This is a genomic window from Pseudomonas agarici (genome assembly GCF_900109755.1).
Lineage (GTDB): Bacteria > Pseudomonadota > Gammaproteobacteria > Pseudomonadales > Pseudomonadaceae > Aquipseudomonas > Aquipseudomonas agarici.
This window is the reverse complement of the sequence record NZ_FOAR01000001.1, coordinates 189,190-209,426: the sequence shown is the minus strand read 5'-3', so window position 1 is coordinate 209,426 and position 20,237 is coordinate 189,190. Positions and strand designations below refer to the sequence as shown.

11 protein-coding genes are annotated in these 20,237 nt (G+C 60.8%); 2 read left to right on the top strand and 9 right to left on the bottom strand.

The genetic code is table 11. From position 1 onward, the window contains the following. Window positions 1-60: 60 nt before the first annotated feature. A complete protein-coding gene (locus BMX68_RS00880; RefSeq protein WP_017130738.1) occupies window positions 61-4,545 on the top strand; it encodes a SpvB/TcaC N-terminal domain-containing protein in 4,485 nt (1,494 codons plus the stop codon). A gap of 449 nt (window positions 4,546-4,994) precedes the next feature. Next, entirely contained in the window at window positions 4,995-7,853 is a 2,859-nt protein-coding gene (locus tag BMX68_RS00875; RefSeq protein ID WP_083400851.1) for an RHS repeat domain-containing protein, read from the top strand. A 185-nt stretch (window positions 7,854-8,038) separates the two neighbouring features. Here the strand turns inward: BMX68_RS00875 and BMX68_RS00870 are convergent, their stop codons facing one another. The 9 genes from BMX68_RS00870 to algK form a co-directional block, all read right to left on the bottom strand. Beyond that, a complete protein-coding gene (locus tag BMX68_RS00870; protein WP_060782168.1) occupies window positions 8,039-9,490 on the bottom strand; it encodes a mannose-1-phosphate guanylyltransferase/mannose-6-phosphate isomerase in 1,452 nt (483 codons plus the stop codon). Window positions 9,491-9,599: 109 nt separating this feature from the next. Then, window positions 9,600-10,256 carry an alginate O-acetyltransferase AlgF gene (locus tag BMX68_RS00865; protein ID WP_017130742.1) on the bottom strand — a complete coding sequence of 219 codons (657 nt, stop codon included), beginning with the start codon at window positions 10,254-10,256 and terminating at the stop codon, window positions 9,600-9,602. Between the two features lie 16 nt (window positions 10,257-10,272). After that, on the bottom strand, window positions 10,273-11,451 hold the full coding sequence (locus tag BMX68_RS00860; RefSeq protein WP_017130743.1) for an alginate O-acetyltransferase: 1,179 nt from the start codon (window positions 11,449-11,451) through the stop codon (window positions 10,273-10,275). 11 nt (window positions 11,452-11,462) lie between these two features. Continuing rightward, complete coding sequence (locus BMX68_RS00855; RefSeq protein WP_017130744.1) at window positions 11,463-13,013, bottom strand: MBOAT family O-acyltransferase; 1,551 nt, start codon at window positions 13,011-13,013, stop codon at window positions 11,463-11,465. Window positions 13,014-13,145: 132 nt separating this feature from the next. Further along, window positions 13,146-14,264 carry a mannuronate-specific alginate lyase gene (locus tag BMX68_RS00850; RefSeq protein WP_017130745.1) on the bottom strand — a complete coding sequence of 373 codons (1,119 nt, stop codon included), beginning with the start codon at window positions 14,262-14,264 and terminating at the stop codon, window positions 13,146-13,148. A gap of 11 nt (window positions 14,265-14,275) precedes the next feature. Continuing rightward, entirely contained in the window at window positions 14,276-15,709 is a 1,434-nt protein-coding gene (locus tag BMX68_RS00845) for an alginate O-acetyltransferase (protein WP_017130746.1), read from the bottom strand. A gap of 11 nt (window positions 15,710-15,720) precedes the next feature. Next, complete coding sequence (gene algG / locus BMX68_RS00840) at window positions 15,721-17,337, bottom strand: mannuronan 5-epimerase AlgG (protein ID WP_074861764.1); 1,617 nt, start codon at window positions 17,335-17,337, stop codon at window positions 15,721-15,723. After that, complete coding sequence (locus tag BMX68_RS00835) at window positions 17,337-18,836, bottom strand: alginate export family protein (protein ID WP_017130747.1); 1,500 nt, start codon at window positions 18,834-18,836, stop codon at window positions 17,337-17,339. The genes algG and BMX68_RS00835 overlap by 1 nt, the downstream gene beginning before the upstream one ends. Continuing rightward, complete coding sequence (gene algK, locus BMX68_RS00830) at window positions 18,833-20,236, bottom strand: alginate biosynthesis TPR repeat lipoprotein AlgK (RefSeq protein WP_017130748.1); 1,404 nt, start codon at window positions 20,234-20,236, stop codon at window positions 18,833-18,835. The genes BMX68_RS00835 and algK overlap by 4 nt, the downstream gene beginning before the upstream one ends. Between the last annotated feature and the right edge of the window lies 1 nt (window position 20,237).

Here is a 20,237-nt window from a genome sequence, read left to right as displayed (position 1 = left end):
CGCCGAAATGGACTCATAGAACCCACCACACAGGCCACTAGAGCATGAGAGGGCATCGACATGGACCATCAGCAGCCCCTTACGATCACCCCGCCCAGCTTGCCCAAGGGCGGCGGGGCGATTCACAGCATCGGCAAGGGCTGGGGCAGCGTCGGCGCCTTGGGGGGCGCGTCGTTCGATATCGCTCTGCCAATCTCCGCCGGACGCGGTTTCGCCCCCTCGCTGGCACTGGTCTACAGCAGCCTGGCTGGCAACAGTGAGTTCGGCCTGGGTTGGTCCGTGCCCTTGGGGCACGTAGCCCGGCGAACCAGCAAGGGTGTGCCGCGCTACGACGAAGAGGATGCCATTGTCGGTCCCGGCGAGGTCGAATGGCTACCTGAACGCCACGCTGACGGTACAGTTAGGCGCGACCGCGTAAGCCACTACCAGGACCGGGATTTGGCACGGACCTATGAGGTGACTCGCCATTTTCCACGAGTCGAAGGCGCCTTCGACCTGATCGAGCATTGGCGCGTGGGTGTCACGGACCCGGGCTTCTGGCTGGTGCACGGTGCCGACGGCAGCCTGCATCTGTACGGCAAGCGCACACAGGCGCAGGTCGGCGCACCGCCGGGGGGTGTGGCGCAGTGGCTGCTGGAGGAGTCCGTGAGCGCCCATGGCGAACACATCCTCTATGAGTACCGAGCGGAAGACGCCAGTGGCCTGATGTCTGGGATACCGCCTGACCCCACTGCTTGGCGTTACTTGAGCCGGGTCCGTTATGGCAATCCGAGCGCGTATTCCGGCTTGTATCTCTGGGAGGAAAGCACGCTGCCGACCGACTGGCATTTCGATCTGCTGTTCGATTATGGCGAACGCCCCTACGGCTTGACCGACAAGCCGGGTTACGAGGCGGTACAGCCGTGGCCGTTGCGCGAAGATCCTTGTGCGAGTTTTGCCTTCGGCTTTGAGTTGAGCACCTTGCGTTTGTGCCGGCAGGTGCTGATGTTTCATCACTTTCCCGCGACCTTGGGCGATGCCCCTTGCCTGGTCCGGCGCCTGCTGTTGGAGCATCGCCCCACCGCTTTGGGTTACAGCCAACTGGTGGCCGCCCATGACCAGGCCTACGACGCCGCCGGGAGCCTGCGGGACTGGCCGCCACTGGAGTTCGACTACGCGGGTTTCGACCTTGGCGAGAGCCGATATCGCCCGTTTGACGCCCTGCCTGGCCTGAACGACGACCAAGGCTATCAATTGGTGGATCTGTACGGCGAGGGCCTGCCGGGTATGTTGTATCGCAGTGACAAGGCCTGGTACTACCGCGAACCGCTGCGTGCGCAACCGGCGGCGCATGCCGATGACGTGGCTTACGGCGAGTGGTGCGAAGTGCCGCAACTGCCGCTGGCCGACAGCGCTGCCTCGGTGCGCCAGTCACTCACCGACCTCACGGGAGACGGGCGTCTCGACTGGCTCGTCTGCGCGCCCGCAATGAGTGGGTTTTTTACCTTGAACCCGGACCGCAGTTGGTCGTCATTCGCCAGTTTCGCGGCGTTTCCCCAGGAGTTCTTTCATCCGCAGGGGCAAATGGCCGACTTGATCGGTGCCGGCCTGTCCGACCTGGCACTGATCGGCCCACGCAGCGTGCGTCTGTATGCCAACCGACGCGAACAGGGATTCGCCGGCGCCTGCGAAGTCGAACGCCTGGCGCCGGACGACGCCTTGCCCCTGCCAGGCGAGAGTGACACGGAGCTGGTGGCTTTCAGCGATGTGCTGGGCAGCGGCCAGCAGCACCTGGTGCGCATCCGCCACGACGAAGTCAAATGCTGGCCGAACCTTGGTCATGGGCGCTTCGGTAACGGTCGTCGCCTGGCGACGTTGCCCTATACCTATGAGGCGTTCGAGGCGGCGCGTATCCGCTTGGCCGATCTCGACGGCTCGGGAGCGACGGACATTTTGTACCTCACGTCCGAGCATATCGAAATCTTCATGAACCGTGGCGGCAATGCGTTCGAAACCACAGCGTACAAGCTGCCTTGGCCGCCGGGGGTGCGCTACGATCGGCTGTGCCAAGTGAGTGTCGCCGACCTACAGGGGCTGGGTTGCTCCAGCCTGGTCCTGACTGTGCCGCATATGTCGCCACGGCATTGGCGTTGTGATTTTGTTCACGCCAAGCCTTATTTGTTGACGACCACGAATAACAATATGGGCGCTGCCGGCACGGTGAGCTATCGGGCCTCGGCGCAAGAGTGGCTGGATGAAAAACAGGCGCTGCAAGCCGAGGCGCGGGCGGTCGAGTGCCTGCTGCCGTTGTCCATGCACCTGGTCAGCCGGCAGGAACAACGGGATGAAATCAGCGGCAATCGCCTGACGCAACACTTCAGCTACCGCCAGGGTTTTTACGATGGCCGGGCGCGCAAGTTCCGTGGCTTTGGCCTCCTGCTGCAAACCGATGCCGAAAGCACTGACGCCGAAGCCTTGACCGAGGGTTATACGGCGCCGGTCCTGAGTAAAACCTGGTTTCACACCGGGCGCTTCCCCGACATGCCGCAAGAGGGCTATGACCGCTCGGACACCGAGGCCCATCCGTTGGGCAAGACCTTGCTCAGTCATTTCGATGAGCCCATCGGACGTGACGTGATCGTCGAACCCGATACTCCTGATACCTTGTCGGAAATGGCCAATGCCTTGGTCGGGATGCCGCTGCGGATCGAGATATTCGGCTTGGATGACAGTCGCCTGGTCAGTTTGCCTTATTGCGTGCAGCAGTGGCGTTATCTGGTCCGGCAACTGCGGCCGGCTTGTGAGCAGCAGCCCATGGCGGTGATGCTCCCTCTGGAGTTGGAATCGATCAGTTATCAATACGAACGCCAGCCCGACGACCCAGTCTGTCAGCACCTGATTCATCTGGCCCGAGATGCCTACGGTGGATCGACCCGCGAACTGACCGTTCATTATGCGCGGCGCAAGCGTGCGAGTGATCCGCCGCCCTGTGCCGATCCTCACGAGGGCGACTGGTGGCGCGCGGCCCACGATGCCCAGCAAGCCTATTATTACCTCGATGAAATCCGCCGCCGCGCTATCCACCTGAGCGACCGACAAGGCTGGCGGCTGGGCTTGCCCTATCAGTCGCGGCACAATGTGTTGGTGCTCGAATCCCGGCGACTGACGCCCGCCGATCTCGGTTACGAACGCTGCCTGGACCCGGAAGGCCTCATAGATTCGGCGCCGGACTGGGCACTGGGCAGCCTGTCCTTACAGCGTTATCAAAAACCTTTGAGTGCGGGACTGGAGCCGGATGGTCAGGCGAATTTCCTGGCGCTACCTGGCGAACTGGAAGTCGCCGAGCTCGATGAGACGGCCTTGCAGGCTTACGAGCGGGTGCTGGAGCGGCCGGCTCTGGAAGCTGAATTAACGCACCTTGGCTACCGCCGCATGCCGGTGTTCCTGCCGGACGATCCGGTACCGGTGCTCTGGTCGGTGCGTAAGGGATTTGTTGCCTACGCCGGAGCAGAAGGCTTTTACAAAGTGCTGTCGGTCAAGGCAACGGCAGGGCAGAGCGTCACCCAGGTGATTTATGACCCCTACTATTGCCTGCCGATCAGTGTCACGCGGTCGGCGGATGGCTGCACCACCGAGGCGGTCAACGATTACCGATTCCTGCGGCCGGTTCGGGTTATCGATCCCAATCTCAATGTCCAGGAAGCAGTCTACGGTCCCTATGGCGAGCTCCAGGCCACCAGCTTTCAGGGCACCGAGCGCGGCGAACCGGTGGGCTTTGCCCCTCTTGACGATTACCGCCGGCCCTTCGAGAGTCCCGAACAGGCGCTGAATGATCCGCAGTCGGCACTCCAGGATGCTGCCAGTGCCTTGTTCCAGGACCCTTGCAGTTGGATGGGCCGTCTGGACCCGCACACGCATGAAGCGTTCGCTCGGCGTGTCAGCCAGGGCGACTTGTTGCCCAGTGGCCATATCCGTTGTTCGGCCCGCTGGCGTCTGGCCGCAGCGCCCTCGAACGAGGTCGTGGATTCGACCTGGGCGAGCGCCGTGCGCGAAGCGCGGCGGGAACCGGTGCATGCCCTGACCTTGCAAGCGGACCGTTATCCCGGTGATCTGCAACGGCAGATCCGCGTGTCCGGCACCAGCTGGGATGGTTTCGGGCGAGTGCTGCAAACCCGGCAAAAGGTCGAACCGGGCGATGCCTACCAGGTCGACGAGCAGGGCGCCCTGGTGCTGGAGGACGGGCGCCCGGTGATCGTCGAGGCTGCCGAGCGCTGGCGTGTCAGCGAGCGGGTCGAATACAACAACAAAGGGTTGGCGATCCGCACCTATCGTCCCTATTTCGTCGACCGGCAGCGCTACATCAATGATGCCTCGTTCCGCCAATTCGGTTATTGCGACCAACAATACTATGACCCCTTGGGGCGCCCGACCCTGACCGTTACCGCCAGGCAGCAGTGGCGCCGCCAACGCTACCTCGGCTGGTACGGCATCAGCGAGGATGAGAACGATCTGCATGAGGAGGCGATGGCGGCCAAGGTTCATCAGCCGGGCGGGGATGAACGATGACACTGTGGCGTTGCACAATCTCCATGACGTCGTCTGGCAGGTAAGGCTACAGGTTGACGGGATCTTTAGTCCATGTCGTGGACTAAGTTGGCTCCTCAAGCCATCCATTGAGGCAATACCATGCAGATTCACAACATCCCTGTTGCCAAGCTGGTTCCCATCACCGCTCCCAAGCGGCGCGGAATGCTGACCGGCGTCACCTCATCGTGACCCCTTCGGTCGCATCATGGTGGCCCAAGCGTTGGTCGAGGGTATCAGCCTGGTAACCCACCACGGCACCCTGCAGGCCTACCCGCATACGCTGGTCGTTTGATCTCAAATTCGGTCAAACGAAAGGGAATAGTCGTAAACAGCTCGATACCATTTGTCGGCCCTGTCATTTTTGACAGTAGTCGCGGCCTGGATTTAGGTGGTTACTAGGCTGGCGCCTCCCATGAAGAAGCTGAGCCATGTCGGGACTGATGGTGGATATTCACACTCACACACCGACCCTGACGGTCATTGATCCGCGCGGGCTGGCGGTGCGTTCGGTCGCCTATTGTCGTTCCGTCGAGATGACGCAGGCCGAGGAGCGGGTCAACCGTAATGCCTACGACGCGATGGGGCGTTTGGTCAGGCAATGGGACCCCAGGCTGTGGGCGCTTAGTGCCGATGATGCGGCGACACCGGCCAACCTGATCAATTGCCAGTCACTTTCCGGCAAGGTGTTAGGCTCCTCCAGCGTCGATGCCGGCGAGCGGATCAACCTGTTCGGCGAGGGCGATCAGTTGATGCGAACCTGGGACGGTCGGGGTACTGAACGGCGGATCGAGTATGACGATCTACGGCGACCGCTGGCCATCTCCGAGCAGGGCGCGGGCCAGGCGGCGCGCTGCACCGAACGTTATGAATACGCCGATGCCGGCACCGATTTCGCCGCTCACAATCAATGCGGGCAATTGATCCGGCACGATGATCCGGCGGGTACGCGGACATTGGACGAGTACGCCCTGACAGGCCAGGTACTTGAACAGACTCAGCGCTTTTTGAGTGTGCTGGACACACCGGATTGGCCCCCGGAGCTGTTGGCGCGAGACGCGCTGCTGGAGCCTTTGGAGCAGGCGGCCACCACTCGGTCGGGCTGCAACCCGCTGGGCGATGTGTTGGAGCAGGTTGATGCCAAGGGCAACCGACAACTGTTCGATTACACGGTTGCTGGCCAGTTGTTGGCGAGCCATCTGCAACTCAGCGGTCAGGCCACACCTCGAACGCTGGTCAGTGCCATTCGCTACAGTGCTGGCGGCCAGGTCGAACAGGAAACGGCCGGCAACGATGTGGTCAGTACGCTGACCTATCGTCCTGAAGATGGCCGCCTGATACGGCTTCAGGCCCGATATGGAAATGAAGTCACCCACCAGGACCTGCAGTATGCCTACGATGCGGTAGGCAACGTGCTGAGCATTGAAGATGCGGCCCTGCCGATCCGCTATTTTGCTAATCAGCGAGTGGAACCGGTCCAGCGATACGGCTATGACAGCCTTTATCGGTTGATCAGGGCCACCGGTTGGGAAGCCGGCGGCGCCAGCCGAGGGCCGGGACTCGATCGTTTCGAGGATCCGCGCGCGATAGCTAATTATCAGCAGACCTATCGCTATGATGCTGCTGACAACTTGTTGGAACTGATCCATGTCGGTCCACAAAGTCACAGTCGCAAACTGACGGCGGCCCGCTATAGCAACCGCTGCCTGCCCGAACGCAATGGCCGCCCGCCCACCGAAGACGAGATTGGCGCTGCTTTTGATGACAGCGGCAATTTGCAGGAGCTGCAACCGGGACAGACGATGACTTGGGACCTGCGCAATCAGTTGCGTGAGGTGCGACCGGTGCAACGGGACGGCGCCGAGGCTGATCGGGAACTCTATCTGTACGGTGGTGATGGGATGCGTCGGCGAAAGATCCGCTCGGCTCAGGCTCATGCACGTTCGTTGATTTCCGAGGTTCGCTACCTGCCGGGCCTGGAAGTTCGAAGCCATACAGGTACTGGCGAAGTGTTGCAGGTGATCAGCCTGCAAGCCGGACGCAACAGCGTGCGGGTACTGCACTGGGAAACAGCGCCGCCCTGTGCAATCACCAATGACCAATACCGCTACAACCTGGCCGACCATCTGGGTTCCAGCAACCTGGAGTTGGATGGCGAAGCCGAGGTGATCAGCCAGGAGACCTATCACCCTTACGGTGGCACCGCCTGGTTTGCCGGGCGCGGTGACGTTGAGGCGAGTTACAAGACCGTGCGTTATTCGGGTAAGGAGCGCGACGCGACGGGGCTTTATTATTATGGGTTCAGGTATTACATGCCATGGCGACAACGTTGGCTCAATCCTGATCCGGCCGGTAATATCGACGGATTTAATCGCTATCAATTCGTACAAAATAACCCTGTTATGCTCAGCGATGCTGCCGGGTTGGTCGGGAAACGCTGGAACAAGGCGATGGAAGGTGCGCGACTTAATCTTGCTAATGATGCCAACTTCAACGGCTTCGATGAAAACAAGTCGCCGCGCTATTCTTTTCCGACGAGTCAAATAATCACCCATCGAGGCCTGCTCTCTATCAATAGATCCAGCCCTCAGGCGGGTAAGACCATTGCCGCGGCAATCATGCGCGCCCATACGATGTTGGATAATGCGGTCGCTGCGCTTTCGGCAGAAAATCAAGAGTTTTACGAATACCCTGGCAGCGAGATATTGCACAACTTCACAGGGAGCGAGCAGCGACCGACAGCCGGTTTTGGCGGTGGCTTGCTTGAACATTTGAGAGATCAGGCGTACACCGTTAATCCTGCTCGAATAGTCGGCTTTGAGGCGAGCGGGCGTAGGGATAATGCCTATGTTTATAAGGGTGATGCGGATAAAACACTATATATTAATATGTCCTCCTCTGTGCTGGAAGACTCCGAAAGATTGGCTGTGACTCTTATTCATGAGTGGTCACATCAATATCTTAAAACGAAGGATTATTGGTATATGAATAAGGGGAATATATCCAGGCATGAAGACATATGGACCTATTTAGATCTTAAGATGCAAGCCTATGACATCGTTAAAAACGGCCCCTCTGAGGGGCAGGTAAAAAATCTCCCGGTCGGATTTTCGAACAAACAAACGTTTGTGAATGCCTTCAATCGTGATCCCGTGGTGCGGCAACTGGCTATGACCGATAATGCCGACAATATCGCCCTCCTGGTTTACGCACTAAACCATGAGTATGAGCGTGTGAACGCTCCGCCGCCAACGTTGTTCGGCCGCATCAGAAGTTGGCTTGGGGGTTAGTCCCTATAGCGCGCTGTAGGCCTGCGCGCCTGAGTTCTGAGAAGCCCACCTCCAGGAGAACGACACGGTCGGGAAACCTGGGTTGGGCCACTACGCTTTGATTCGCCAAAAAGAACACCCCCGGTCCCACTCGCTGCGGATAGGGGGCGCAGCCAGCGGGGCGGGGGTGGGTGGAACGCTGGGAGTTACTGGGCGATGGTTTTCACCGAGATACCACGCTCGACCGGCGTCGAACGCCCGTAGATATCTTCGAACCGCTCGATATCGTCTTCGCCCAGGTAGCTGCCCGATTGCACCTCGATGATTTCCAGCGGAATCTTGCCGGGGTTGCGCAAGCGGTGTACCGAGGCAATCGGGATGTAGGTGGATTGGTTTTCGCAGAGCAGGAACACGTTCTCGTCGCAGGTCACTTCGGCGGTGCCGCTGACCACGATCCAGTGTTCGGCGCGGTGATGGTGCATCTGCAACGACAGGCAGGCTCCGGGTTTGACCGAGATATGCTTGACTTGGAAGCGTCCGCCCATGTCCACCGAGTCATAGGAACCCCACGGACGATAGACTTCGCAGTGGTTCTGGGTTTCGCTACGGCCCCGCTCGTTGAGGGTGTTGACCATCTGTTTCACGCCCTGAACCTTGTCCTTGTGAGCGATCATCATGGCATCCTTGGTTTCGACGACCACGATGTTTTCCAGGCCGATCACCGACACCAGCTTGCCGTTGCCATGGATCATGCAGTTGCGGCTGTCCTGAATCACCACGTCGCCTTTGCTGACGTTGCCGTTCTCGTCTTTTTCATGCACGTTCCACAGCGACGACCAGCAACCTACATCGCTCCAGCCAGCGATCAGCGGCACCACGCAGGCGCGCTGGGTCTTTTCCATCACCGCGTAATCGATGGAGTTATCCGGGCACTGGGCGAAGGTGGCTTCGTCCAGGGTCACGGTGTCAGCCTCGTGGTGGCTGCGCTCCAGGGTCAGCAGACAAGTGTCATAGATATCCGGATCGTGCTTCTTCAATTCTTCGAGGAAACGGCTGGCGCGGAACAGGAACATGCCGCTGTTCCAGAAATAACCGCCGGCTTCGACGAACTCGATGGCGCGTTTTTCATCGGGCTTTTCGACGAAGTGCGAGACCCGGCTGACGCCTTCGGGCAGCAGTGCATCGTTGCTCGACTTGATGTAGCCATAACCGGTTTCCGGTTTGGTCGCCGGCACGCCGAACAACACCATCTCGCCGCGCTCGGCGGCCACGGTGGCCAGGGCCAGGGCGCGTTGCAGGGCTTTCTGGTCTTCCAGTACGTGGTCGGCGGGCAGCACCAACATCAACTCGTCGCGACCCTCGTTGAGCAGCAGCATCGCGGTCAGGGCCACGGCCGGTGCAGTGTTGCGGCCGAACGGCTCCATCAGGATGCGCTGGGCTTCGAGGCGGCGGCTATTGAGTTGCTCATTGACGATGAACCGATGGTCCTTATTGCAGACCACGATAGGCGCATCCATGCCTTCGAACACCAGGCGTTCGAGAGTCTGCTGGAATAACGTCTGTTCGCCGGTGAGGGCGAGGAACTGCTTGGGAAACTGTTTGCGCGAAAGTGGCCAAAGGCGTGAGCCGCTACCACCTGACAGAATAATCGGAATCATGGTGTTTCTCCTTTGAGCAATTTATCTATGGGCTATGGGGTAGAGCTGTGTGGCGAGGGGGCTTGCCCCCGTTCGACTGCGTAGCAGCCGGAAAACCAGAAACCTCGAATCAACGGGTCGACACCGGACGCTTGACCCAGACCGGCGACAAGCTGCTGCCGTTGCCGGTGACGTAGAGCACCGCCGCCTCACCGCGCTCCAGAGCCACCGGCTTGAGGTCGCTGAGCTTCTGGTTGCCGTCGTACAGGGCGAAGCTGACCTTCACCGGATTGATCTCGCGTTCGCCGCGACCCTTGGCGGCCACTGCTTGGACGACATCGGTCTTGCCATCGGCAGTCTTCAGGGTCAGGGCCTTGTCACTCAGGTTCTGCACCCGCACCAGGGATTTTTGCTTGTTCTTGAACGGCGGTTCCTCGATCAGTTGTGGCTGGCCGCTGGCATTGTTGACCAGAGTGTAATAGTGGTCGGCGGCGAGTTTCACCGACAGGCTTTGGCTGCCGACCTTGGCGCTGTAGTCGCCACCGGGCATAAAGCTGAAATCACTGCTGGCCAGGGGCGCGACATCATTGAGGGCGGTGGCGCCGACGGTGGCGCTGATTTCCTGGTTGCTGGCGTTGTACAGGCGCACGAAGCTCGATCCCTTCGGCGCGGTCGGGCCGTATAGCGCGGCGTCGCCACCCGCCCAGACCTGCAGTGAGAGTAGGCTCAGGCCGGCGGCAATGGCCACGGTCCTGACGGTATTTTTACGAGTAGTGTCGAAGGTCATGGTGTCTACCTCTCTTTCAGTTTTGCGCCTGTACAGGCGACTCGGATTGGGTTGTGTTCCGGACCAGGTTTTGTTGGCGGATCCCAGCGGCTTTCAATTGCGCGACCCACTGCGGATCAGCATCGCCGATGTCGTTGTTGGCCGGCAGGTAGCGTTCCGGGAACTCCCAGATCAGCACCTGCGGCGGGTTGTTCTTGAAGGCATCGCTTTTCAGGTAGGCGAGCATCGGCGAGATCGGGCCGTGACCCGCCTCGGCGTAATTGATCACGTCGCTGTGCAGGGCCTGCTTGAGGGCGCCGACGAAGTTCCAGTTCGGGTTGGCGCTGTAGCTGGTGCCGATCAGCGCCACCGGGACTTCGTTGTCGGCGAACAATGCGTCGCCGCCGGCCGACGGGTCTTCAGCGGCACGGGTGATGCGTTTTTCCAACGGCTCTTGCGCAGGCATCAGATTGTCGAATAGCGGGTCCAAGGGCAGGAACAGGGTCAGGTCGCCCTTGTGCGGCTCAGTCTTCTCGGTTTCAGTGACAAAGCGCTGTGGCGTACCGCTGAGCGGCGTCTGTGCGGCGATGGCACTGGCCAATTGGGTCGCGGCGACCTGCGCGCCGTCTGGGGTCCAGTGGGTGTCGGTACGTAGGAACACTTGCCGGCCTTGCTGCTTGGCCTGTTGCAGCGGACCGAGCAGGTCGGGAGCGAGGATCCGGTCGGCGGCGACGCGGGCATGGAAGTCCTGATAGAGGTGGCTATGGATGCCCGACGGGCGGGCTGTGCCGAGGTGTTCAGGGTACAGGCGGGCCTTGGCTGGAAGGATTGCCATCACCAGGTTTACACCTTTGGCCTTGAGGGTCTGGCGCACGCCTTCGACCAACGCATAGTTGCCTTGCAGGTTCTGTTGCCCGTTGGCGATGGGGTTGAATTCCTCGTCGCTGTAGAGCCAATGGTCACGGCCCAGTACCACGCCCGGACGGCCTTCGTTGAACAGCTTGAAGTCCAGCGCGGCCCAAAGGTTGGTGCCCAGGCGCTTGATTGGGAACTCGCCGTCGTAACGAGTCTCGATAGCCTTGGTCCAGCGCCCGTTGAGCACGGTCGCGTCGGCGTTGGTGCTGAAACCGATGAAGCTGCGCAGAGACCATAGTCCCAGCGCCAGCAAAATGAAGAGAAACAGGCCAGCGTAGAGGATGCGTAATGAGCGGGTCATGGTCGGCTCCCTCAGAATTGGAAGTAAAGGAACGGCGAGAAGCTTTGCGCCGAAAGTTTGAGAATCGAGGCGATAAACAGCAGCAACACCAGGGCACGCATCAGGTAGCGCGGCCAGTCTGCCACCCAGTAAGCCGGTTGCACCTGGGCTTCGATCCCGACGCTGTAGCCGGGCTCGTGGATGCTGCCAGCTGCCTCGCCGGGGGCGGCCTTGATCAGGCCGGGTTGCGCCGTGGCCGGGCCGTCGGCGGGCTTGGCTTTTGGCGCGGGCGGGTTGCTGTAGAAGTCGCGCAGGCCAAAGAACGCCAGGGTCGCGTAGGCCACCACCAGAGTCGCTATTTGCAGGCCGGTGAGGCTGGCGCGGTTGAGTTCCGACAGCGACCAGCCATTGAAGCCGAACATGGCGCCGTACATGCGACCGGCCACGTGCAGGTTTTCGGCCCGGAAGATGACCCAACCCATGATCACCAGCAGGAAGGTCAGGACCCAGCGGATCGGGTTGAAGCTGCGCGGGGTGGTGTTGATGCCCAGGGCTTTTTCAATCGCCAGCCAGATGCCGTGCCAAGCGCCCCAGACGATGTAGGTGATGTTCGCGCCGTGCCACAGGCCGCCGAGCAACATGGTCAGGAACAGGTTGCGGTAGGTGGTCAGCGTGCCTTTGCGGTTGCCGCCCAGGGTGATGTACAGGTAGTCGCGCAGCCAGGTCGACAGGCTGATGTGCCAGCGTCGCCAGAACTCGGTGATCGATTGACTGATGTAGGGCTGCTTGAAGTTCTCCATGAAGCGAAAGCCCATCATCAGGCCCAGGCCGATGGCCATGTCGCTGTAGCCGGAGAAGTCGAAGTACAACTGCGCGGTGTAGGCCAGCGCGCCGAGCCAGGCATCGCCGGTGGTGGGGGCCTGCAGGGCGAAGCAATGATCGGCGACCACCGCCAGGGTGTCGGCGATAAAGACCTTCTTGATGAAGCCCTGCATGAACCGCGTGGCGCCTTCGGAGAATTTGTCCAAGGTGTGGGTGCGGTTGTTGAATTGGTCGGCGAGGTCGCGAAAGCGCAGCACGGGACCGGCGATCAGGTGCGGGAAGATCGCCACGAAGGCGGCGAAGTCGATCAGGTTGCGGGTCGCCGGAGTATCGCCGCGGTAGACGTCGATGATGTAGCTGATGGACTCGAAGATGTAGAACGAGATACCGATCGGCAGCAGCACATGAGTCAAGATAAACGGTTCGAGACCCAACGAGGTCATGATCGCATTGAGGTTGTCGACCCCGAAGTTGGCGTACTTGAAGTAGCCAAGAATGCTCAGGTCGACGGCCACGCCCATCAGCAGCCAGCGCTGGGCTGACTGGGTGCGCACACCGGCGGCGCCGACCTTGAGGCCGATCCAGTAGTTCCACAGGGTGACGCCGACGAACAGCGCCAGGAAGTCCACCCGCCACCACGCATAGAACACGTAGCTGGCGATCAGCAGCAACAGGTTGCGATAGCGTTGCCCGCTCAAGTAATACAAGCCGAGAAAGATCGGCAGAAACAGAAACAGGAACACATTGGATGAAAATACCATTCCGATCTCTCCTTGTTTTATCAATGTTCGGGAGCCGCAGCCCCCCCAAACCCCCCGTGCAACCGGAGAGTCATTACCTACATCCGTGGCGAGGGGCTTGGCCTCTCGCCACAACAGCCGTACCAGCGCGTTTTAATCGCCTTTCTGGGTGCCCTTGTCATGGGTCGGGTCGTAGACCTTGGTCAGGTCGCCACCGAGGCGGAAGGTCTTGAACGGTTGCAACTTATGCTTGTGTTCGAGTACATCCGTCGGGCAGGTGTAGAGCGTGCAGTACGGTTCCAGCCAGGCGAATTTCGAGTCGATCTTGAGGTCGGTCATGTCCTGTTCCTTGCCGTTTTTCGCCTGGAATTCCTCGGGGTCTTTGATCCCGGCCAGCACCCGGTCGCCCAGGCGCTTGAGCGCATTGTTGTTTTCCTGGCGCAGGTCGACGCCGTTGACCAAGGCGAAGCTGGCGATCATCGCCAACGGCGGCAGCGCGTAGTTGTGGTAGGCCAGGGCGCGTTGCTGGCGCTTGAGTTCGTTGGGTAGGAAACCCTGTGGGTCGACCTGACTGGCACCGACCTTGTATTCCTTCACGGCCCAGTCGAACAGGTCGCGACGGTCGGTGGCGACGGCGGTCGCCATCACCGACCAGGCGGCCCAGTACGAGTGGTTATTGGTTTTCTCCAACGGCAGGTTGTCCCAGTCGCTGACCACCTGGTCGGCCATTTTGCTGAACCAGGCCTCGATCTGTTGCGCTTCTTGCAGGTGGGTCGCCAACGGACGAGAGTCGGAGAACTTCAGCCGCAGGTAGGCCGAGGCCATGCTACCCAAGGCCCATTTACGCATGGACTTGCCGGTGTGGTTGAAATCCTTGGACATCAGTGCATCGGCTTGGGCCCAGGCGGTGAGCCAGCTCAGGGTGCAGCTCAATTGCTCTGCACGACCGTCGCGCATGAACTGCATCACGCGCTTGCTGGTACCGCGCTCCATCTTGGTGATGTCGGCAGTGGTGTCGCGAAAGGCTTTTTCCGACTGCTCGTTGAGGGTTGCGCGGGCCTTGTCGGAGCCCTCGTATTTACTGCGAAACTGCAACTGGCCGGTATAGGGTGTGGGCATGGCTTCACAGCCTTCGCTGCTGTCGCTGGCTTTGAACTTGTCGACGGCAGCAAAGTATCCCTGGGGCGGGCGCAACGGCGCGGCGGCCTGGGCCGAATTGGCCAGGATTGCCAGGCCAAGCAGTGAAGGAGCAAGCAGTGTCCGGAGTTTCATTGGCGCATACCTCATAACCCGGCTTGAGCCGCATGGGGCTCGGCGCTGGGGAATACATTGCGTTTGCAAATCTTCGCTTCGACTTTCTGCGCTGCGGCGCCCGCTTCCGGACCCTCGACTTCGACGGCCAGCAGGTTCTGGTTGGCCCAGTCTTCGTCAGTGCGCAGTTCGAAGGCGAAGCGTCCGTCGGTGTCGGAGGTTTCTGGCTTCTCGATCTTGATGTCCTCATGGCGTCCGTTCATGTACCAGAGGGTGGCGTGCAGGATTTTCACCGAGGTATCGGCGAAGCGGATGTCGACCTGGTGCCCGCTGTTGCGCAGGTCGCGGTTGCTGCTGTTGACCAGCAGTTCGTTCTTGCCCGGCTTGACTGTGGTGCTGGCGCTCATGTCGGCACTCTTGCCTTCGCAACCGTTGTCGAGCAGCGCCATCATCTGCCGGTAGATAGTTTCCTGGTCGAGACGGTACAGCGGCGAGAATTCCCAGATGAGGATCTTCGGCGGGGTCTTCTGGAATTCGTCACTGCCCAGGTACTGCAGCATCGAACCTTCCAGGCCACCGCCGGGGAAGGCGACGTTGAGGATGTCGGCGCCGATGTACTGTTGCAGGAAACCGGCAAAATTGTAGTTCTTGCCACTGTGACTGGTGCCCACCAGGGTGATCTGCGGGTTGCCGGCGTCACCGAACAGGTCGCCATCCGCCGCCTCGCCCTTGGGCTCGGTGCTGAACTGCTCCATGTACTGGATCGAGTAGCTGGTGCCACATAGCTGGCCGGCCATGTTGTGCAGGGTGCCGGTTTTGCCCATACGCCCGGAGACTTTGGTTTCGTATTCGCGATGGGGGATGTCGGCGAAGCCGGGGATCTGTTTCACCGTCTCGGCGACGATCTTGGCGGTGCGCTCGGCGCCGTATGGGGTCCAGTGCTGGTCGCCACGGAAGTAGAAATCGTGGGCTTGCTGTTCGTTAGTCAGGGGCGACAGGTCCGGGACGTGATAACCCATTTTTGCGAAGCGCGTGAGCATGGCCTGGTAGTTGTACAGGGCCTTCTCGTAGTCGAATTTGGCGCGTTCGGCTGGGAATAGCTTATTGCGGTCCACCAGGCCGCGGGTCGGCTGATAGACCACCACCAGCTCCACGCCTTTGCTCTTGAAGGCGTCATGCAGCTGTTGCATGCGCCTGTAGCCGGCGGGGGTGGTATCGAATTCGGTGCGCAGGTCTTCCTGGGTACGAAACAGCCAGTCGCCCTGGGCCTGCACCAGCGTCGTGAAGTTCTGCTGGTAGCGGGTGACGTAGTTCTTTGCGTCATGGGCCGCCGGGCACAGGCTGCAGCAAGGCTCAGCGGTAAAGTTCGGCGCCTGGATTTCCTCGGCGCGCAGGCTGGCGCTGGCCGCGTAGATCGCCACGGCGAAGCCGGACAGGCCGAGCAGTTTGATCAGGTGTGGGTTCATAAAGGTCATCCTCAATCACGCAATTGGGTCTGGCGTTCGACCGGGTCGATCAGCACGGCTTTCTGCTGGCGCACCAGCAGGTCGAGAATCTGGTCCTGGTGATCGCCGAGAATCCCATTGAAACTGATACCGCTGTTCTTCGCCGGGGCGAGCATGAACACCCGGTACAGCTCGACACTCAAGGGCGAGTCGATGGACAGCGGGCCGCTGCCGTTGCCGGCCAGTTCGCCACCGACCACGATCAGCGACACCTCGGCGTCGAACGGATCGAGCTTGATGTCGCGGTCGGTGTCGCTCAGGTCCTTGATGTGGCCGTAGACGCCGGTCAGGCCGTTGGCCAGGGCGAGGTTCTCGTACAGGCGGATGTTCACGCTGTTGCGGATACGGATACCGTGGCGTTTGTTGCTGATCACTTTGTTGCCGTAGATCAGGTTGTCGGCACTCTCGTAGAGGGTGATGCCGTCGGTGTGATTCTTATAGATCTCGTTGTAGGCGATCAGGTTGTTGATGCTGTTACGGTCGATCACCAGGCCCGAGAGGTGGTTGTCATAGCTGCGGTTGTTGAAGATGAAGCTGTCGTTCACTTCTCGGGAAATGATGATGCCGTGCTTCTTCTTAGTCCCGTGGACGGTGTTGTCGGCGATGATCAGCCGGTGCGAACGGTCGTGGGGGTCGATGCCGTAGACGATGTTGTCGCGGTAGGTATTGCCCTTGATCACGAAGTCGCGGGTCTCGTAACAGTAGAAGCCGTACCACATGTCCGAAAACTGTGAGCCGATGATCCAACCGGTCGGTTCGGGCCGCTTGAGGACCTTGGCCATGTTTGGCGTGTATTGGGAAATACTCACGCCGTAGGATTTACTGTTGGCGTAGCCGAAGCTGGCCATCTGGCTGTCGACGATATAGGTCTCGGTGCCGCCCCAGGCGAGCAGAAACGGACGGAACTCGTTGGGCGAGCGGAAGGTGGCGGGAGCGTTGTCCGCTTCGCGCCAGCCTGTGATCTTGGTATCGCGAATGAACAATTGCCCGTCGTTGACCAGAAACGAGCCGCGTTCCTGGGACAGCCGCAGTTCTTTGGTTTGCCGGTCGATTTCGAGAATACCCTTGCGCCCGACGACGATCGGCAGCCTGGCGAGGAACACCCCTGGCGAGGTTTCGCTGATGTAGTTCTTCGGCAGCTTCTTGCTCAGGTCCTTGAGGTTGATATAACCGTCGTCGACGAAGATCGCCTGGGGAATGCCGTGTTGACGGACCACCCATTCGGCCATCTTGTTGTCGCCGCCGATAAAGTCTTTCAGGGCGTCTTCCTGCATCATCCGACGCACACTGATCTTGCCCGGCTTGCTGCGCACGATCTTCGCCGCCGCTGCCTCGGCGGTGTAGCCACTGAGGTCCGGCAGTTTCGGTTTCTCCAGGTGCAGCGGTGCGGTCGGCGCGCTGCTGACGGTATAGGTCTTGGCCTGTTGCAGTTCCTTGGCAAGGATCGGCGGGCGCTCCGTCTTGGCGAGCGGCGGCTCGACATTGCCGAAGGCAGCGCTGCTGGCCAGCAGCAGGGCTACGGCCAAGACACTGAGCGGCCCTTGCGTGGCGATATGGTTCATCTCGGACACTCCCTTCGCGAGCTGCATCAGAAGCGCCAGATCACGTCAATGAACGCGCGGTGCATATAGGAATCGACATTGTTGCCGTAGGCATCGCCCGGCTTGAACACGCCGCCGCGAAAGCGCACCAGCGCCGAGGGTTCATCGATGGATTGGCTGAGCGCTGCCGGCAGCAGGCCCTGCTTGAAGTATTTGGTGACCACCAGATCAATCTCCTGGCCCATGTCCTTCTCGCCGTCGCGCAGTGGCAGCGAGGCACTGGAAAGCAGGGCACCGGTGGCGTCGTCGTAGTTGTTCTGTACGGCGTTGATACCGTTGCTGCCGACGTCCTTGTTACCGTCGACGCGCCAGAACTTGTGGTAGACCAGGCTGGCGTCGTAGTCCTCGCGTAACTGCCAGGAACCGAACAGGGTGGCGGTCTGCAGGTTGTTCAGTTCGCCACGGAAGGCTTCTCCGAAGCGGTGGGTGCGCGAGCGGGTGCCGGTGAAATTCGAACGGTTGCTTTCCAGGCCATTCTGCTCGTAGTCCTCACTGGCACGGGCATAGGCGGCGCCGACCTGCCAGTTGGGATCGAGGCGCAGGCGCACACCGAGGTCGGTGGCCCAGCCGTTGATGTTGTCGCTGTGCTTGGCGTCGACCGGGCGCGTGTTGTCGGCGTTGAGCGCATTAACGCTGTCGCGATTGCCGCTCATGCCGGTCAGGCTGGCCCAGTAGTTGACGGTATTGGTATTGCGCCAGTTATAGGCGTCGCTGTTGGCCTCCAGGCCGAGCCAGGTCAGGTCGCCGTTTTCCTTCTTGTCCAGCGGATCGGCGGCCTCACCTGGGGTCGGGTAGTCGAGCTTGCCGTCGTCGTGGGTGTGGTGAGCGCGCACGCCGACCCATTGTCCTGGGGTCCACTGGTAGGCGACGTCGCCATAGACATGCAGGCGGTCCTTGTCCTTGGGCGCCAGTTCCGTGAGGTCGGTGCGGTAGTCGCTGAAGCGCTCGGCGGTGCCCAGGTTGGCGCGCAGCAGGGTGGTGTCGAAGGTCCAGTTCAGCGCTTCGATATTGGTGTCGCGCCATTGCCCGTCATCGTTACGCAGGCGTTGACGACCGAACTTGAGAATCTCGCCCGGATAGGGCGTCAGACCTTTGTAGCCGACCCAGAATTCACGCAGGGCCAGGTAGCTCTTGTCCGGCTTGCGCGCATCGTTGCTCGAGGTTTCCTGGCTGCCATCGGACTGCTGCAGGGTGTCGGTCTCAATGATATCGGTGGCGGTCACGGCCTGGCCCATGACGTAGGCGCTCCAGTTGCCGCGTTCACCGTAGGCCCATGGGCGCAGGTCGAGGCCGACGCCATTGGCATCACCGCCCTTGAGGGTCCCGAGGTCGCGGTCGTTTTCCGATTGACCGGTGATTTTCACTTCGAGGCCGAAGTTCTGGGTATCGGTGATCGCGGCCAGGCTCGCGGTAGACCAGATCAGGGTGAAGCCGACCAGGGCAAAGCGCTGGCCGATACCGGCCTTCACGAAAGGGTTGAATGTCATAGGGTCTTTTCCTCGCTGTCGCCTTCTTGCAGGGCTTGTTGCAGGTCCAGCGTGCGGGGGCTCAGGGTCCCGCGCAGGCGCTGTTCCTGTTGCAGCAGGCGCTGGGCATCGGCGCGCTGTGCGGGCGGCAGTTGTTCGTCGAGTTGTTGGGCCAACTCATTGGCTTGCGGTGTGTCCTGGAGCTTGGCCAGTTGGCTGAAAACGTAGGCGTTGAGCGGATCGGGCTTGGTCCCACGGCCCTGGGAAAACATCTGGGCGAGGGCGAAGTCGGCGCTGTTCTGGCCGTTGCGGGCCGCCTTGAGCAGGTGGTCCAGGGCCTTTTTCGGATAGACCTGGTCGAGGTAGCCTCGACGATAGATCTGCCCCAGGTAGTAATCGGCGGCGACTTCCTTGCCGAGGGCTTTCTGAAAGTGCGCCTCGGCCTGCCTGGCATCCGCCGGTACCCACTTGCCTTCGTAGTAGAGTTTGCCCAGCAGCAGTTCGGCGCGGGGCTGGTCGGCCGCACGGCCGTTGTTCAGATACTCCATCATCCGGTCGACATCGCCCAGGTCGGGGAAGTCGTAGAGCAGTTGCGCCAGGCTGACCCAGGATGCCGGGTAGCCGGGGGCGATCTGTTCGAGCATCGCCTGCGCGGTTTTCGTATCCGGTTGGCCGAGACTCGAGTCGCTGAGTACGCGGGCTACGCTGTCCATCCGCTGGGCGCCGACAGTACCTCGGCTGTACGCCGCCTGCAGTTGCTTGAGCAATTCGGCCTGCTGGTCTGGCTGGGCGCGTTTCTGATACACGGTCGCCAGTTCGACGTAGCAGATATCCGTGCTGTTGAGCGCGGCCTTGCAGATCCTTTCCACTTCATCGAGGTGCTGGTCGTAGGTGTTCTGGGTACGGTAGAGCAGGACTTGGGCCAGGCCCGCTTCCGGATAGCCGGCGCTGTGCCATTGGTTGATCTGGCGCTGAGCATCGACGTTGGGAAAGCTCTGCGGGAATTGCAGGTAGAGCATTGCCAGCGGGATCAGGGTGTTGCCTTCACCGTTGGCGAAGGCCTTTTTCAGCAGGCCTTCGGCTTCGTGGTGTTCGGCTTCGCTCGCGCCGGGCTTGGCCACCAACAGTCGACCCAGGCGCGCCTGGGCACGGGGCGAGGTGTCGGCGACGGCGCGGTAGGTTGCCTCTGCCTGTTTGATCTGGGCCGGATCGCGGCTTTCTACCTGAATATCGGCCAGGCCGACCTGTGCGTCGCTGTAGCCCAGGTCCGCCAACTTGCGATAATTCTGTTCGGCCAGGGCGGTATCGCCGCGCTTGAGCGCTTCATTGGCCAGGCGCTGGTCGGGCAGGCCGGCGCAACCGGCCAGGCTGATCGCCATGGCCAATGTCAGCGGCAAGGTTCGTAAGGTCGTCACGGGCATG

Excerpts from the sequence above, each read along its gene's own strand:
- BMX68_RS00865 (WP_017130742.1), bottom strand. The coding sequence starts at position 10,256 with ATGACCTTCGACACTACTCGTAAAAATACCGTCAGGACCGTGGCCATT.
- BMX68_RS00855 (WP_017130744.1), bottom strand. The coding sequence starts at position 13,013 with ATGGTATTTTCATCCAATGTGTTCCTGTTTCTGTTTCTGCCGATCTTT.
- algG (WP_074861764.1), bottom strand. The coding sequence starts at position 17,337 with ATGCAGCTCGCGAAGGGAGTGTCCGAGATGAACCATATCGCCACGCAA.
- BMX68_RS00860 (WP_017130743.1), bottom strand. The coding sequence starts at position 11,451 with ATGACCCGCTCATTACGCATCCTCTACGCTGGCCTGTTTCTCTTCATT.
- BMX68_RS00845 (WP_017130746.1), bottom strand. The coding sequence starts at position 15,709 with ATGAACCCACACCTGATCAAACTGCTCGGCCTGTCCGGCTTCGCCGTG.
- BMX68_RS00880 (WP_017130738.1), top strand. The coding sequence starts at position 61 with ATGGACCATCAGCAGCCCCTTACGATCACCCCGCCCAGCTTGCCCAAG.
- BMX68_RS00850 (WP_017130745.1), bottom strand. The coding sequence starts at position 14,264 with ATGAAACTCCGGACACTGCTTGCTCCTTCACTGCTTGGCCTGGCAATC.
- BMX68_RS00870 (WP_060782168.1), bottom strand. The coding sequence starts at position 9,490 with ATGATTCCGATTATTCTGTCAGGTGGTAGCGGCTCACGCCTTTGGCCA.
- BMX68_RS00835 (WP_017130747.1), bottom strand. The coding sequence starts at position 18,836 with ATGACATTCAACCCTTTCGTGAAGGCCGGTATCGGCCAGCGCTTTGCC.
- BMX68_RS00875 (WP_083400851.1), top strand. The coding sequence starts at position 4,995 with ATGTCGGGACTGATGGTGGATATTCACACTCACACACCGACCCTGACG.
- algK (WP_017130748.1), bottom strand. The coding sequence starts at position 20,236 with ATGCCCGTGACGACCTTACGAACCTTGCCGCTGACATTGGCCATGGCG.